12 protein-coding genes are annotated in these 15,215 nt (G+C 65.8%); 3 read left to right on the top strand and 9 right to left on the bottom strand.

Annotated features, from left to right (window positions below; genetic code table 11):
- Positions 1 to 125: 125 nt before the first annotated feature.
- The gene (locus ACMUOY_RS14485; RefSeq protein ID WP_413893436.1) at positions 126 to 1,901 is read left to right on the top strand and encodes a PHA/PHB synthase family protein; all 1,776 of its coding nucleotides are present in this window, start codon (positions 126 to 128) and stop codon (positions 1,899 to 1,901) included.
- On the opposite strand, the gene ACMUOY_RS14480 is transcribed toward ACMUOY_RS14485, so the two are convergent.
- The 4 genes from ACMUOY_RS14480 to ACMUOY_RS14465 form a co-directional block, all read right to left on the bottom strand.
- Positions 1,889 to 5,092 carry an efflux RND transporter permease subunit gene (locus ACMUOY_RS14480; RefSeq protein ID WP_413893435.1) on the bottom strand — a complete coding sequence of 1,068 codons (3,204 nt, stop codon included), beginning with the start codon at positions 5,090 to 5,092 and terminating at the stop codon, positions 1,889 to 1,891. The two genes, ACMUOY_RS14485 and ACMUOY_RS14480, sit on opposite strands and share 13 nt — an antisense overlap.
- A 24-nt stretch (positions 5,093 to 5,116) precedes the next feature.
- Entirely contained in the window at positions 5,117 to 6,544 is a 1,428-nt protein-coding gene (locus ACMUOY_RS14475; RefSeq protein ID WP_413893434.1) for an efflux RND transporter periplasmic adaptor subunit, read from the bottom strand.
- A 171-nt stretch (positions 6,545 to 6,715) separates the two neighbouring features.
- A complete protein-coding gene (gene rnhA, locus ACMUOY_RS14470; RefSeq protein ID WP_413893433.1) occupies positions 6,716 to 7,165 on the bottom strand; it encodes a ribonuclease H family protein in 450 nt (149 codons plus the stop codon).
- Positions 7,152 to 7,988, bottom strand: coding sequence for a class I SAM-dependent methyltransferase (locus ACMUOY_RS14465; protein ID WP_413893470.1), 837 nt, complete (start codon positions 7,986 to 7,988; stop codon positions 7,152 to 7,154). Before ACMUOY_RS14465 ends, rnhA begins: the two co-directional genes overlap by 14 nt.
- A gap of 31 nt (positions 7,989 to 8,019) precedes the next feature.
- On the opposite strand from ACMUOY_RS14465, the gene gloB reads away from it, so the two are divergent.
- Positions 8,020 to 8,790 (top strand): hydroxyacylglutathione hydrolase, encoded by a 771-nt coding sequence (gene gloB / locus ACMUOY_RS14460; protein ID WP_413893432.1) that lies wholly within the window; start codon positions 8,020 to 8,022, stop codon positions 8,788 to 8,790.
- A 5-nt stretch (positions 8,791 to 8,795) separates the two neighbouring features.
- The gene (locus ACMUOY_RS14455; protein ID WP_413893469.1) at positions 8,796 to 10,352 is read left to right on the top strand and encodes a transglycosylase SLT domain-containing protein; all 1,557 of its coding nucleotides are present in this window, start codon (positions 8,796 to 8,798) and stop codon (positions 10,350 to 10,352) included.
- A gap of 46 nt (positions 10,353 to 10,398) precedes the next feature.
- Here the strand turns inward: ACMUOY_RS14455 and ACMUOY_RS14450 are convergent, their stop codons facing one another.
- The 5 genes from ACMUOY_RS14450 to dnaX form a co-directional block, all read right to left on the bottom strand.
- Positions 10,399 to 11,448 carry an ABC transporter substrate-binding protein gene (locus tag ACMUOY_RS14450; protein ID WP_413893431.1) on the bottom strand — a complete coding sequence of 350 codons (1,050 nt, stop codon included), beginning with the start codon at positions 11,446 to 11,448 and terminating at the stop codon, positions 10,399 to 10,401.
- A 130-nt stretch (positions 11,449 to 11,578) separates the two neighbouring features.
- Positions 11,579 to 12,004 carry an MAPEG family protein gene (locus tag ACMUOY_RS14445; protein WP_413893430.1) on the bottom strand — a complete coding sequence of 142 codons (426 nt, stop codon included), beginning with the start codon at positions 12,002 to 12,004 and terminating at the stop codon, positions 11,579 to 11,581.
- Positions 12,005 to 12,094: 90 nt separating this feature from the next.
- On the bottom strand, positions 12,095 to 12,685 hold the full coding sequence (gene recR / locus ACMUOY_RS14440; RefSeq protein WP_413893429.1) for a recombination mediator RecR: 591 nt from the start codon (positions 12,683 to 12,685) through the stop codon (positions 12,095 to 12,097).
- Positions 12,686 to 12,824: 139 nt separating this feature from the next.
- Positions 12,825 to 13,157, bottom strand: coding sequence for a YbaB/EbfC family nucleoid-associated protein (locus tag ACMUOY_RS14435; RefSeq protein WP_413893428.1), 333 nt, complete (start codon positions 13,155 to 13,157; stop codon positions 12,825 to 12,827).
- A gap of 30 nt (positions 13,158 to 13,187) precedes the next feature.
- Positions 13,188 to 15,059: a DNA polymerase III subunit gamma/tau gene (gene dnaX, locus ACMUOY_RS14430; RefSeq protein ID WP_413893427.1), complete on the bottom strand. Its 1,872-nt coding sequence runs from the start codon at positions 15,057 to 15,059 to the stop codon at positions 13,188 to 13,190.
- Between the last annotated feature and the right edge of the window lie 156 nt (positions 15,060 to 15,215).

The following is a 15,215-nucleotide window of genomic DNA, read 5'->3' as shown; positions in this document are numbered from 1 at the left end:
GCCGACAATCGATCGGGTCTTGACCCGCATCAACAGCACAGGGCGCCAAGGATTTCAAAATCGGCTCAGGCACGCGCCAGAGACACCCGGTGGGTGTACACATCACATCCGCGCGGCCCCATGCCATGACACGCTCCAACACCCAAGTCGCACCCCATGTCTCCCCGCCCCGCGTCGAAGAGACGCCCACCCAGCGCCTGGACCGTCTGGTCCACGCGGCTGCCGCCCCTGTGAGCGGATCACTTTCTCCGATTTCGCTGGCTTTGGCGATGGCCGATTGGGCCTGGCATCTCGGCGTATCGCCCGGACGGCAGATGGAACTGGCCGCGCTCGCCACTCAGCTGACCCGCGACGCGCTGAACACCCAAGCCCGTGACGAGGCCGACGCAGCCGCTGATGATGATCCGCGTTTTCGCCACGAGGCCTGGGGCCATTGGCCCTTCAGCCAGATGCGCGCCGGCTTCCGCAACACGGAGGCGTTCTGGCGCGAAGCCACCCGGGTTCCCGGAATGACCGCGCATCATGCCGACCTCGCCCGTTTCTTTGCCCGGCAATGGCTGGGCGTGATGGCTCCCGCCAACTGGCTGGCCACGAACCCCGTGGTGCTGCAGGACGTGGCCCAGTCCAATGGCGCTCACCTGCTCAAGGGCCTGCACAACTGGATGGCCGACGTCAGCGGCGTGCCCACACCGGATGACCTGGCGCAGCAGGACCGCTTCAAGGTCGGGCGCGATGTGGCGGTGACGCCGGGCAAGGTCGTGCACCGCAACCGCCTGGTCGAACTGATCCGCTACGACGCCCAGACGGCCACCGTGCATCCCGAGCCGATCCTCATCATCCCGTCGTGGATCATGAAGTTCTACATCCTGGACCTGTCGCCGGAAAACTCGATGGTGCGCTACCTCGTGAGCCAGGGGCACACCGTCTACATGCTGTCGTGGCGCAATCCGGATGCGTCCGACCACGACCTGACCATGGACGACTACCTGAAGCTCGGCGTGCTCGATGTGTTGCAGGCCATCGGCCACCTGCAGGACAAGCCCGCACCGGTGCATGCCATGGGCTATTGCCTGGGCGGCACATTGCTTGCCATCGCGGCGGCAGCCCTCGCGAAGGCCGGCCGGCACGGTGTCATGGGCTATGCCGGACTTCCTCCGCTCAAGACGCTCACCTTGCTGGCCGCGCAGACGGACTTCTCGGAACCCGGAGAACTGGGCCTGTTCATCGACGAAAGCCAGATCGGATTCCTGGACAACATCACGCTCGGCCAGGGCTACCTGAGCGGCAAGCAGATGGCCGGTTCGTTCCAGTTCCTGCATTCGCGCGACCTGGTGTGGACCCGGCGCATGCGCGAATACCTGATGGGCGAGCGCGAGCAGCCGAACGACCTGATGGCCTGGAACGCCGACGCCACCCGCATGCCGGCGCGCATGCACCACGAGTACCTGACCTCGCTGTACCTGAACAACGCGCTGGCCACCAGCAGCTACCGCGTGGACGGACGCGCCGTCTCGCTGGCCGACCTGCGCCTGCCGGTGTTCATGGTCGGCACCGAGCGCGACCACATCTCGCCGTGGCGTTCGGTCTACAAGCTGCACCACCTGTGCGACGCCGAGATGACCTTCGTGCTGACCAGCGGCGGCCACAACGCCGGCATCATTTCCGAGCCGGGCCATGCCCACCGCAGCTACCGGATCGCCGCGCGCCCGGCGCACGGGCCCTGGGTCGAACCTGAAGAATGGGCGGCCCAAGCCATTCCGCATGAAGGCTCCTGGTGGCCGGCCTGGCACCAGTGGCTCGCAAAACAGTCATCCCGTAAACAGGCAGCGCGGGCAACTCCGGCACACGCGGTGCTGGGCGAAGCGCCCGGCGAATACGTGCTGCAGCGTTACGCCGACTGAGTGCCGGCGCCACCGGGATGACCGAGGCGGGTCGTCCCCGCGCCGTCCGTTCCAGGCTCGGCCAGCTGACCATCCTTGGCTTCGGCCGTGATCGGCCCGGGCACCGCTTTGCGCGCCAGCAGGGTGTAGATCGTCGGGACGACGAAGATGGTCAGCAAGGTGCCCAGCGACATGCCCCCCACGATCACCCAGCCGATCTGCTGCCGGCTCTCGGACCCGGCGCCATGCGCCAGCGCCAGCGGAATCGCGCCCAGCACCATCGCGCCGGTGGTCATGAGAATCGGCCGCAAGCGCTGTGACGCGCCCTTGACCACGGCCGCCGTCATGTCCATTCCGTGCTCGCGCAGCTGGTTGGTGAATTCGACGATCAGGATCCCGTGTTTGGTAATCAACCCCACCAGGGTGATCAGGCCGATCTGTGAATAGACGTTCAGCGAGCCCCCGGACCATTTCAGGGCCAGCAACGCGCCGATCATCGACAGCGGCACCGACAGCATGATCACCAGCGGATCGACAAAGCTCTCGAACTGCGCCGCCAGCACCAGGAAGATGAACAGCAGCGCCAGCACAAACACGATGCCCAGCGCACCCTGCGAATTGCGGAACTCGCGCGACGTTCCGTTGAGGTCGGTGGTGTAGCCGGGCTTGAGCAGCTTGGCCGCTGTGGCGTCCAGGAAGTCCAGCGCCTGGCCCAGCGAATAATCCGGCGCAAGGTTGGCCGTGATCGACACGGAACGGCGCTGGCTGAAATGGTTCAGTTCGCGGGGTGCCACCGATTCGCGCACGGTGACGAGTGATGCCAGCGGAATCATCGTGTCGTTGCGCCCGCGCACGAAGATCTTCTCCACGTCGTCGGGCGTATCGCGGCCCGAGGCCTGCGTCTGCACGATCACGTCGAACTGGTCGCCCTCGCGTTTGTAGCGGGTCACCTGCCGGCCGCCCAGCATGGTCTCGATCGCCCGGGCCACGACGTCGACGCTGACACCCAGGTCCGCCGCTTTTTCCCGGTTGACATCGATCTTGAGCTCGGGCTTGTTCAGGCGCAGGTCGATATCGGCGCTGACGATGCCAGGGTTCTTGGCAATCTCGTCCATGAACTGGCGCGTCACGGCTGCCAGATTCTGGTAACTGTCGGTGGTGATCAGCACGAAATTGACGGGCCGCTCCCGAAACCCCTGCCCCAGCGAAGGCGGCGTGATCGGGAAAGCCGTCACCCCGGCCAGTCCGGCCATCTTGGGTTGCAGCTCGCGCGCGACGTCGAGCACGGAGCGGCTGCGCTGGTCCCAGTCGATGGCGCGGAAGAACACATTGGCCTGGGACACCGTGGGGTTGCCGGAGGAGACGAAGATCCGGTCAAACTCCTTGTAGGGCTGGCCCATGCGTTCGATGGCACCGACATAGCGATTGGTGTAGTCCAGCGTGGCGCCATCTGGTGCGGTGACCACCGCCAGCACCTGCCCCCGGTCCTCCAGCGGCGACAGTTCGCGTTTCATGCCGGGCAGCACGATCGCGATACCGATGCCCGAGAGCACCATCACCGCGATCACGATCCAGCGTGCATCCATCATCATCCTGCGCAACGAATGACCAGCACCCACCTGAGACCGGCTGCGGTCGTAGCGTGTGGTCACCAGCCAGGTCAGCACCCGCTGGTAACCCGCGGTCAGGGCATTGAGCCAGCGCTCCATGTGGCTGTCGAACCAGCTCGGATTCGGGTTGTGCTTCAGCAGCAGCGAACACATCATCGGCGACAGCGTCAGGGCAATGAAGCCCGACACGGCCACCGCCCCGGCCAGCGCGAGGGCAAACTCGATGAACAGGCGACCGGTGCGCCCCGGCGTGAACGCCAGCGGCGCATACACCGCCACCAGCGTCAGCGTCATGGCCACGACTGCGAAGCCAACCTCCCGCACCCCCTTGATCGAGGCCGAGAACGGATCCATGCCTTCCTCGATGTGCCGGTAAATGTTCTCAAGCACCACGATCGCATCGTCGACCACCAGGCCGATCGCCAGCACCAGTGCCAACAGGGTCAGCGTGTTGATGGTGAAACCGGCCAGCGCCATGAGCGCAAAGGTGCCGATCAGACACACCGGGATGGTGATGATCGGGATGATGGAGGCGCGAACGGTGCGCAGGAAGACAAAGATCACCAAGGCCACCAGCACGATCGCCTCGACAATGGTCTGGAACACACTCTGGATCGACTTTTCGATGAACACCGAGTTGTCGTTGGCGACATCGATCGAAATGCCGGGCGGCAGGTCGGCCTTGAGCTTGGGGATCATGGCGCGCACGCCGCGGCTCAGCTCCAATGGGTTGGCCGTGGCCTGACGAATCACCCCGACCGTGATGGCCACCTTGCCGTTGAGGCGTGAGCCGCTGCGCTCGTCAGCGGCTGCTTCCTGCACGCGTCCCACGTCGCGGATGCGGACCGGGAAGCCGTTGGCATTCTTGATGATGATGTCGGAAAACTGGGACGGCCGCGTCAGGTCGGTCTGTGAGGTCACGCTGAACTCGCGCTGGGTGGACTCGATGCGTCCCGCCGGCACCTCCAGGTTGCTGCGCCGGATGGCATCCTCGGCGTCTTGGGTGGTCAGCTTGTAGGCGGCCAGCTTGTCGGGGTCGAGCCAGACGCGCATGGCGTACTTGCGCTCGCCGAAGATGCGCACATCGGCTGCACCGGTCACCGTCTGCAGGCGCGGCTTGACAATGCGGCTGACCAGGTCGTTGATCTGCAAGCCGCTCAAGGTGTCACTGGTGAAGGACAGCCAGATCACCGGGAACGCATCGGCTTCGACCTTGGCGATGACCGGCTCGTCAATGGCTTGCGGCAGCCGGTTGCGCACGCGGGAGGTCCGGTCGCGCACCTCGGCCGCCGCCGAATCGGCGTCCTTCTCCAGGCGGAAGCGCACCGTGATCTGCGCCTGTTCCGCACGGCTGATGGAGGTGATCACGTCCACCGCATCGATGCCGGCGATGGAGTCTTCCAGCGGCTTGGTGACCTGCGACTCCATGACCTCGGCCGATGCGCCCGCGTACTTCACGCTGACGGTGACGACCGGTTCGTCGATCTTCGGGTACTCGCGGATCGACAGCTTGGTAAAGCTCACCATCCCGATCAGCAAGACCAGCAGCGACAGCACCGTCGCAAAGACGGGGCGGCGAATGGAAACTTCAGAGAGCTTCATGGCATCACCTAAGAGATGGCCCGTTCAGGACCGGGCCGGCGCAGCACGCATCTCACCTTTGCGTCCTAATCCATCGCCCGAGCGCCCCGAACCACCTTCACCCCGGGGCGCACCGCCGCCGACTTCCACGAGACAGGGATTCGGCCCCTGCGGCGCCTTGGCCGCTGCGGCCAGCCGCGCAGGCAGTGGCGGCGCAGATCCGGTCGCCGCCGGCGCCGATGCGGGAGCCGTTGCAGCCGGGGCACCCATCGCAGGCGGCTGTCCCGCGCCCGCCGCACTGGCCGCAACCGCAGGCGCACCCTCCCCGCGGGGGCGATTGATGTCCAGAACACGCAGTGCCGAGCCGTCCTTCTGGATCCGCTGCTGGCCGGCGATGACCACCGTGTCGCCCTCCCTCAGCCCTTCGACGATCTCCACCTTGCCCGGACGCCGGATGCCGACCCTCACCTCCACGCGTTGCGACACCTTGCTGTCCTTTTCAGCGCCATCGACCACCTTGATCACATACGCCTTCTGTCCCTGGGGCACCACGGCCTCTTCGGGGACGACGATTGCGTTCTCACGCTCGCCGAAGACGGGCGTGACCCGCGCAAACATGCCGGGACGCAGCTGCAGCTGGCGGTTGTCAATGCAGGCACGCACCCCGACCGAGCGGCCGTTGGTATCGAGCAAGGGATCCACCGCCTGGATGACGGCCGTGAATTTGCGTCCCGGCAGCGCGTCCAGATCGACCTGGGCGCGCTGGCCTTTCCTGACCTTGGACTGGAAACGCTCGGGCAAGCGGAAATCGACGAAGACGGCATCGATATCCTCGATATTGACAATGTCGGCGCCATCCTTGAGGTAGTCGCCCTGGTTGACCAGGCGGATGCCGGCAATGCCGTCGAAGGGCGCCTTCACCTTCAGGCGTTCCAGCGTGGCCTGCGCCAGCGCCACTTTCGCCTGGGCCACCTCCAGGTTGGCCGCGCTCTCCTCGACCGACCGCTGGCTGACGAACTTCTGTGCGAGCAGGTCCTGGTTACGCTTGTGATTGGCCGCAGCGATGGACTGCTCGGCCAGGCTCTGCTTGAGCTGGGCGGCGGGCAACTGATCGTCGAACTGGACCAGCAACTGGCCCTTGCTCACCCGCTCGCCGTCGCGAAAGTTGAGCTGCGTGATGCGTCCGCTGACCTCTGGGCGCAACACAACACCCTGGCGCGAACGCAGGCTGCCCACCGCCTGCGTATCGTCGATCAGTCGCATGACCTCGACACGCGCCACCTCCACCGCAGCCGGTCGTGCCGGCCCGGCCGCACTGGCACCGGTCTGGGGAGCTGCGGCGCCAGGCGATCCGCCCGCCGAACTCGGGCCTGCACCGCCGGTCGAGGGTTTGTTCTGGTACCACCAGGCCGCACCCGAAGCCGCGGCGATGCCGACGACCGCGACCACGGTGTAAAGAACTTTGGATGCCATGAAATGAACAGTTGGAATGGTCAGGAACCAAGGCGCAAGCGGCCTGGAGCGCAAGTCGCTGCAATGTAGCACCCGCGGGACAGGCCAGCGAACGGCAGGGTCGCAGGATCAGTACAAACCCGTAGCGCAGCCCGGACGATTTACCTGACCTTTACATCGGCCCGCCGACTGTCAGCGACGCCCAAGCACCTGATCGACGCCCCGATTGGCGAGCGCGTCGGCGCGCTCGTTGCCCGGATCTCCGGTGTGGCCGCGGACCCAGTGCCACTCGATGTGGTGCCCGGCCGTGGCAACCAGTTCGTCCAGTCGCTGCCACAGCTCTACATTCTTGACCGGCTGCTTCGAAGCGGTGCGCCAGCCCCGGGCCTTCCAGCCGTGGATCCATTCCGTGATGCCTTTGCGAACGTACTCGCTGTCCAGATACAAGGACACCTTGCAGGGGCGCTTGAGCGCCGCCAGCGCCTCGATCACGGCGGTCAGCTCCATGCGATTGTTGGTGGTGGCCAGTTCGCCGCCGAACAGTTCCTTCTCGGTGTGCCCTGATCGCAGCAAGACGCCCCAGCCGCCGGGGCCCGGATTGCCCTTGCAGGCGCCATCGGTGTGGATTTCAATGTGATTCAATGCTTTTTTCCGTTGATCCCAGCTCCGGCTGGTGATAGTTTGCTATGGAAACAGGATTTTTCGCGAGCGCCATCGTGGACTTCCATGCCGGGCTCATCAGGCGCATGCCATGGACCCGCTTGACGCCGATGATGAAATAGGCGGCACCGAAAATGGGCCACCACCGCTCGCCCAGGCGGTCCATCCACTCGAAGCGGGCCAGCCAGCGGGCGGACCGAACCGCCGGGCGGTAACAACCGAAACGGCTGGACTCCACCTCGAAACCGAGCAGACGCAGCCAGTCGCGCATGCGCCAGTAGCCGATGAATTCCCCGGTGTCGGGCAGGTAGGGCTCGCCGATCCCCAGGCGTCGCGTCAGGTTGGCGCGACGCTGCCTCAAGCCCCACAGACTGGCGGGATTAAGGCCACAGATCACCACCCGCCCCTCGGGAACCAGCACGCGGTCGACCTCGCGCAAGGTGGCATGGGGGTCGACGTTGAGTTCCAGCGTGTGCGGCAGAACCACCAGGTCCAGGCTGCGTTCGGGAAACGGCAGTGCCGCGTAATCCGCGCGCAGGGCGAGCCGGCTGGCCGCTGCCGTGTCGCCGACCTCACCCCGTGAACCGGTGGGCTCCACAGCCGCGGTGCCACTCGAAGCCGCAAAACCTGCCGCATCGAGAGCAAGCCACCGGTGGGGCATGCGGTTGCTGCCCAGCGCGTCGAGGTCGGGCATGCCGAGCTGCAACGCGTGATAGCCGAAGATGTCCGCAACCGCACGGTCGAACTGGGCGCGCTCCCACTCCAGGAGGTACCGACCCGGCGGCGTCTGGAACCATTCGTGCAAACCGGCGGTGCTTCCTATAATCTCGGGTTCCATGAACATCATTGCGCTGCCGGCCTTTTCCGACAACTACATCTGGCTGCTGCACGACGGGCGCCGCGCGCTGGTGGTCGATCCCGGCGACGCGCAGCCCGTCTTGAAGGCGTTGCATTCCACGGGACTTGATCTGGAGGCCATTCTAGTCACGCACCACCATCCGGACCACACCGCAGGCGTGTCCGAACTGCGTGAAGCCACGGGGGCCACCGTCTGGGGCCCGGCGCGCGAGGCCATCCCCGAGCCCTTCATCCCGCTGCACGATGGCGACACCGTGACCGCACTGGGCGTTGCATGGTCCGTGCTCGATGTCCCCGGACATACGGCAGGCCATATCGCTTTCTGGGCCAGCGACATCGATGGCGCACCCCTGCTGTTCTGCGGCGACACCTTGTTCTCGGGCGGCTGCGGCCGGCTCTTCGAGGGCACGCCGGCCCAGATGCTGGCCTCTCTCGACCGGCTGGCCGCCCTGCCGGGCAACACCCGGGTCTGCTGCACCCATGAGTACACCTTGTCGAACCTGCGTTTTGCCCGAGCGGTGGAGCCGGGCAACGCGGCCCTGCAGCAGTACGAGCAGGATTGCATGGCCCTTCGCCAGCGCGAACAACCGACCCTGCCCTCCACCCTTGCGACAGAGTTGCAGATCAACCCCTTCCTGCGCAGCCGCGAAGCCTCGGTCAAGGGCGCGGTGCAGGCATGGCGGAGCACCGCGGACGATGCCGCCGCCGTGTTTGCCTCGCTTCGGCAGTGGAAGAACGAATTCCGATGAATCCCGTGCGATGCCTGAAGGCCTTGTGCATGGCCGCAGCCCTCGTGCTGTCCGGTTGCGCCACGACCACCGGCGGCAGCGATTCGGCGTCCAAACCGGACGCGGGAAGCAGCGCGCAAACGGCCGCCCCGAAGCCTGCGACGCAGGCGCCCGACATCATGCAACCTCTGGCGGCGGCCGAAGCCAGTTCGCAAGCCGTGGCCATGCTGCGCCCGCCGAACGACCTGTGGGAACGCATCCGGCGCGGCTTTGCCATGCCGAATCTGGACACCGAACTGGTTCGCGACCGCGAACAGTGGTACGCCACCCGGCCCGACTACATGCTGCGCATGACCGAGCGCTCCCGCAAATACCTGTTCTACATCGTGGAGGAGCTGGAGCGGCGCAACATGCCCACCGAGATTGCACTGCTGCCGTTCATCGAAAGCGCCTTCAATCCCCAGGCCGTATCCAGCGCCAAGGCGGCCGGCATGTGGCAGTTCATGCCCGCCACCGGAAAATACTTCGAACTCAAGCAGAACGCGTTCCGCGATGACCGGCGCGATGTGCTCGAATCCACCCGGGCTGCGCTGGACTACCTGCAGAAGCTGTACGGCATGTTCGGCGACTGGGAGCTCGCGCTGGCGGCCTACAACTGGGGAGAAGGCAGCGTCAGCCGCGCCCTGGCGCGAAACAAGGCCGCCGGCCTGGGCCTGAGCTATAGCGAGCTCAACATGCCGGCCGAGACGCGGTACTACGTGCCCAAGTTGCAGGCGGTGAAGAACATCATCGCCTCGCCTGATGGTTTCCGCGCCAAATTGCCCGACATCGGCAACCATCCTTACTTTGATACCGTCACCATCACCCGTGACATCGACGTCGCGCTGGCCGCGCAACTGGCGGAAGTCCCGCTGGACGACTTCAAGGCCCTGAACCCGTCGATGAACCGCCCCGTCATCATGGCTGCGGGCACGCCCCAGATCCTGCTGCCGTGGGACAACGCCGCCACCTTTCAGCGCAATCTGGACGCCTACAACGGCGCACGCCTGGCCAGCTGGACGGCCTGGGTGGCGCCTTCGACGATGAAACCCAGCGATGCGGCCCGGCGCGTGGGAATGGTCGAATCCGACTTTCGCAGCATCAACAGCATTCCGCCCAATATGCTGATCAAGGCCGGTTCGTCGCTGCTCGTCACGCGCTCGACCCTTCTGGACGCCGACGTCGCCCCCAGTGTGGCCGATCATGGCCAGATGTCCCTGGCCCCCGACGTGGTGCTCAAGCGCAGCGTGGTCCAGGCCCGCAAGGGCGACACGTCGGCCAGCCTGTCCCAGCGCTATGGCGTCAGCGCTACCAACCTGGCGGAGTGGAACCCGGGGCTTGCGGCGGGCGGCCTGCGAAAGGGACAGTCGGTCGTGCTGTTCCTGCCCTCGCGTTCAGCCGCACCCCGCGCGCAGGCCCGCACACCGGCACCGGCTGCTGGCGCGCGCGCGCCGGCGCGCCCCAGTACGACCAAAGGCGCGCCGCGCACCAGCAGCCCGTCCACCAAAGCGGCTGCCAAACCCGCCGCGAAGGCGAAGCGCTGACGGCGTTGGGCACGGGTGCCAGCGCCTGACCGGCGCACCGCGGCGTTCAGGCCTTGAAACGATCCTTGGCCACGCGGGCGAAGGTGTTGGTGTAGGTCTGCCCGAGATTGACCCGGTCGGCTCGAACCGAAACGTCCCCGTCCTGCAGCACGCGCAACGCGGTGCGGGCCCCGTCCTGCGGCATCAGGCCGTCCAGCGAGAACGCCTCGATCACCTTGGCCAGTGACAGGAGGTACAGGCCGCGGTCGCCCAGCAAGTATTCCTCGGGCACGGTCCGAACGATGTCGCCGGGGCCGGCGGTGCGCAGCCATTTCAACGCCCGGACGATCGCATGGGCCAGGGCCTGGCAGGTGGCGGGATGCTTCTGGACGTACTCGGTCGATGCACAGAGGCAGCCCGCGGGCATTGGGCCACCCAGGATATCCTGTGCGCCAGCGAGCGAGCGCGTATCGGCAAGGATCCGCACGTCCCCCCGATGCTCCAGCATGGTCATGACCGGCTCCACGTTGCTGATCGCGTCGATCTGGCCGGAACGCAGCGCATTCAACGCGCCAGCGCCCATGCCCACACTGACAAGGCTCACGTCGGCCGGTGTCAGTCCACCGCGGCGCAGCAGAATGCCCAGCACGCTCTGGGTCGCCGACTCCGATGCGGAGACCCCGATCCGGCGGCCCCGCAGGTCCGCCACGCCGCGGTAGCCTGACATCGTGCGAGTGGAGATGCCGACGGCAATCTGGGGCGTGCGGCCCTGCAGCACGAAGGACTGCAGGGCGGGACCGCGGGCCTGCAGCCGGATGGTGTGCTCGTAGGTGCAGCTGGCCACATCGGCCGCGCCAGCGCCCAGCGCCTGCAGCGCACCGGCTTCGTCGGGAAGATCGATCAGCCTGACATCAAGCCCTTCTGCCCTGAAATAACCCAGCTGCGCGGCGATCGTCAACGGCAGGTAGGAAACGGTGCTTCGTGCGCCGACTGCAATCGCAACCCGCCCCTCTTCCGGACGGATCTGCGCCAAGCTGCCGCGCACCGCAGCACCGGATGCCAGCAGCGCGGCAGCCGCCGCCAGCGAACGTCGTCGAATCGGATCGGGAAGCGGCACGATGGGCCCTCGCCTGTCATTGTTGTTGTGATGACAAGCGTATCCAAAGCGGCCCGCGCAGGCATCGGGAACATCCCGAGCGGGTTTTCACTTAAGCCCGCGCTTGCAGCCACCAGGCCGCAGGGGCCTTTCAACGGTAGCCGATGAACAGGATGCCGATGTTCACCAGCAGGGCCAGCGTCCAGACCGCGGAACGGACTGTCGGAATACCGGCCACGTACATCATGATGTAGAGCACGCGCAGCACGATGAACAACAGCGCCAGCACATCCAGGCGCGCCTGGTTGGCACCGAGCAGGTGCGCGATGATCACCGCGCCAATGAAGAAAGGCAGGGCCTCGAAGCTGTTCGCCTGGGCAGCGTTGGCGCGGGCGCGCCAATCGGTCTGGCGCGCCAGCCAGGCGCGCGGATCGCCATTGTCATAGCCGCCCTCGCGGCGCGGCTTGTTGAACTGGCCCCATTTGGCGATCGCCGCGCAAACAATCGGCAACAGCGCAGCGATCAAGACACATCCGTAGGCCACGGTAAAGCGGGCCGCCATCAGGCTGTTGTTCATTTCAATGATCCTTTCCCGCTTTTCCCAGCGTCAAATGGTCACAATCCGCTACAAAAACACGAGCAATCAGGCTGCCGCGCCCGGAGCCTTTCAGCGCCGGTCCACCATGGCATGGGCAATGGTGCCCAGATCCACGTATTCCAGTTCACTGCCAGCGGGAACGCCGCGCGCCAGGCGTGTCACCTGCAGGCCGCGCAGGCGCAGTCCCTCACCGATCACATGCGCGGTGGCCTCGCCTTCGGCCGTGAAGTTGGTCGCCAGGATCACCTCGCGCACCGTGCCGTCGGTGGCCCGATCAAACAGCTTCTGCAGACCGATTTCTTTGGGGCCGATCCCGTCCAACGGGCTGAGTTTGCCCATGAGGACAAAGTACAGACCGCGAAAGGCGGCCGTACGCTCCACGGCCGACTGGTCGGCCGGCGTCTCGACGACGCACAGCTTGCTGTGATCGCGCCGGGCGTCGAGGCAGGTGCTGCACACCTCGGCCTCGGTAAACGTGTGGCACATCGCGCAGTGGCGGATTCGCTGGGTCGCTTCCTCCAGCGAGCGCGCCAGCGCACGCGCGCCGTCGCGGTCATGCTGCAGCAGGTGAAACGCCATGCGGGAAGCCGACTTCACGCCCACGCCCGGCAGGCGGCGCAGCGACTGGATCAGCGCGTCAAGGGCATTGGTATCGGACATGGCAATGGCGACAGCGACAAGGCGAAGGGTGCAAGCTCCGGCACGGACAGGCCAGGCCACAAGGGCGAACGCGGATCGGCAACCGGGGAACCTGGTGACCGAGCCCCCGATGGCACCTCTTGCACGGACAGCGCGCGGCTCAAAAGGGGAACTTCATGCCGCCTGGCAGGCCTGGCATCCCGGCCGTGAGCTTGCCCATCTTTTCCTGGGAGGTCTCCTCGGCCTTGCGCACAGCCGCATTGAAAGCAGCGGCCACCAGATCCTCCAGCATGTCCTTGTCGTCGGCCAGCAGACTGGGGTCGATCGTGACGCGCTTGACGTCGTGCTTGCACGTCATCAGCACTTTGACCAGGCCGGCGCCGGACTCGCCCTCGACTTCGATGAATGCGAGTTCGTCCTGCGCCTTCTTGAGGTTGTCCTGCATGGCCTGGGCCTGCTTCATGAGGCCGGCAAGTTGTCCTTTGTTGAACATGGGATTCCTGATGGTGTTGGATGAATGAAATCAGACAGGTTTGATGCTTCCGGGCACGATTTTCGCGCCAAAGTCCCGCATCATCGCCTGAACGAAGGGATCGGCATGAATCACCGCCTCGGCTTCGCGCATTTTCTCGGCCACGGCCTGTGCGTTGCGCCGCCCCGGGCTGTCGGTCACGCGCCCGACTTCGATGGCCAGGCGCGCCGGATGACCCGCCGCCTTCAGCGCCTGCTGCAGGCGATCACGGGCTGCCGGCTGGTTCAGGGATTCCCGCTCGATGCGCAGCAGCCAGTCTTCGCCGTCGCGCGCCACCAGCTGCGACTGCAATGCCAGTTCCCGCGTGAGTGCTGCCACCGCCTCGGCACTGATCAGCTGGCGCACCAGGGCGTACCAGAAATCACCGTCGTTGTCCGCCCGAATGTCCGCCGGCACGGCGGCGAGGTCCGCCCCGTCAGCCGCACCCGTCGAAAGCGCCGGTTCGGGTTCGGGTTCGGCTTGCACCCGCACCGGAACCGCTACGATATCCGTAGCGGACTTCGACCTTTCCACGCTGGGTTTTTGGCTATTTACTTCGAAAACGGCAGATACAGGCGCCGAATCGATCACGGGCAGCACCTGCCCCGGCGGCAATGGGGTGACGGGTACCGGTTGTCCCGCCTGCGGGGATTGCTGTGGCGCGACAGGGGCTGCTGCGGCGGCTACCTGCGGTGCCACTGAGTGCGCCGCACGCGCTGGCCTTTCAGCGGGCCGGCTGGCCGGATTCAGAGTTTTTTTTTCAGCCGGCGCCCGCTGCGCGTCGGGCTTGAACGCCAGCAGGCGCAGCAGCACCATCGTCAGCGCGGCATATTCATCCGGCCCCAGGCCGAGCTCGCCACGCCCGTGCAGGCACAGGCTGTAAAGCAGCTGGGTCTCGTCAGGAGGCATCAGCGCCGCCAGCCGCGCGGTTTCCGCCGCGTCGGGGTCGGCCGCGTCATCGGCCACCAGGCCCGGCACCGCCTGCAGCACCGCCATGCGCTGCAGCACCGTGCTCATTTCTTCCAGCGTCGAAGCCGCATTCAAACCGTTGATGCGCAGAGTCTCTGAGACATCCACCACGGTCCGGCCATCGGCGCGCGCCAGCGCATCGATGAGTTGGAAGACATAGGTGCGGTCCACGCTGCCCAGCATCTGGCGCACCGTGGCTTCCTGCAACTGGCCGGAGCCGAAGGCGATGGCCTGATCGGTCAGGCTCAGGGCGTCGCGCATCGAGCCCCGGGCGGCACGGGCAATCAGGCGCAAGGCCTGCACGTCCGCCGGCACCTGCTCGTTGAGGAGCACCGTCTGCAGGTGCTCCAGTACGGTCTCCGGCGCCATCGGGCGCAGGTTGAACTGCAGGCAGCGGCTCAGCACCGTCACCGGCACCTTCTGCGGATCGGTGGTGGCCAGCACGAATTTCAGGTACTCCGGCGGCTCCTCCAGCGTCTTGAGCATGGAGTTGAAGGCGTGATTGGTCAACATGTGCACTTCGTCGATCATGAAGACCTTGAAGCGCCCCTGCACGGGCTTGTACACAGCTTGCTCCAGCAGGGCCTGCACTTCGTCGACCCCGCGGTTCGAGGCGGCGTCGAGTTCGGTGTAGTCAATGAAGCGGCCGGCATCGATGTCCTGACAAGCCTGGCACACGCCACAAGGCGTCGCCGTGATGCCGCCTTGCCCGTCAGGACCCTGGCAATTGAGCGACTTGGCCAGAATCCGCGATACCGTTGTCTTGCCCACGCCGCGCGTCCCGGTAAAAAGGTAGGCGTGGTGCAGGCGCTGCGTGGCCAGTGCATTGCTCAAGGCCAGCACCACATGCTCCTGGCCGACCATTTCGGCGAAATTCCGGGGCCGGTATTTGCGGGCAAGCACGAGGTAAGACATGAACCGATTCTACGGGCCGACGTCCGCAACCGGCCGCAAAGCCCGAATTAGAGACCTGCTTCCAGAATGACCAGATGTCGCGTGGGGTTCACCTTCTGTCAGTCAATCGAGAGTATGCTGCAACGCACAATAACTTGAGATCCGGTTCGCCCGGCA

Origin of the sequence: Candidatus Skiveiella danica, from assembly GCF_022705245.1 — a bacterium.
In the GTDB taxonomy this organism is placed as follows: Bacteria; Pseudomonadota; Gammaproteobacteria; order Burkholderiales; family Burkholderiaceae_C; genus Skiveiella; species Skiveiella danica.
This window is presented reverse-complemented; position numbering and strand designations above follow the sequence as displayed.

Excerpts from the sequence above, each read along its gene's own strand:
- ACMUOY_RS14485 (WP_413893436.1), top strand. The coding sequence starts at position 126 with ATGACACGCTCCAACACCCAAGTCGCACCCCATGTCTCCCCGCCCCGC.
- ACMUOY_RS14480 (WP_413893435.1), bottom strand. The coding sequence starts at position 5,092 with ATGAAGCTCTCTGAAGTTTCCATTCGCCGCCCCGTCTTTGCGACGGTG.
- ACMUOY_RS14475 (WP_413893434.1), bottom strand. The coding sequence starts at position 6,544 with ATGGCATCCAAAGTTCTTTACACCGTGGTCGCGGTCGTCGGCATCGCC.
- gloB (WP_413893432.1), top strand. The coding sequence starts at position 8,020 with ATGAACATCATTGCGCTGCCGGCCTTTTCCGACAACTACATCTGGCTG.
- ACMUOY_RS14445 (WP_413893430.1), bottom strand. The coding sequence starts at position 12,004 with ATGAACAACAGCCTGATGGCGGCCCGCTTTACCGTGGCCTACGGATGT.
- recR (WP_413893429.1), bottom strand. The coding sequence starts at position 12,685 with ATGTCCGATACCAATGCCCTTGACGCGCTGATCCAGTCGCTGCGCCGC.
- ACMUOY_RS14435 (WP_413893428.1), bottom strand. The coding sequence starts at position 13,157 with ATGTTCAACAAAGGACAACTTGCCGGCCTCATGAAGCAGGCCCAGGCC.
- dnaX (WP_413893427.1), bottom strand. The coding sequence starts at position 15,059 with ATGTCTTACCTCGTGCTTGCCCGCAAATACCGGCCCCGGAATTTCGCC.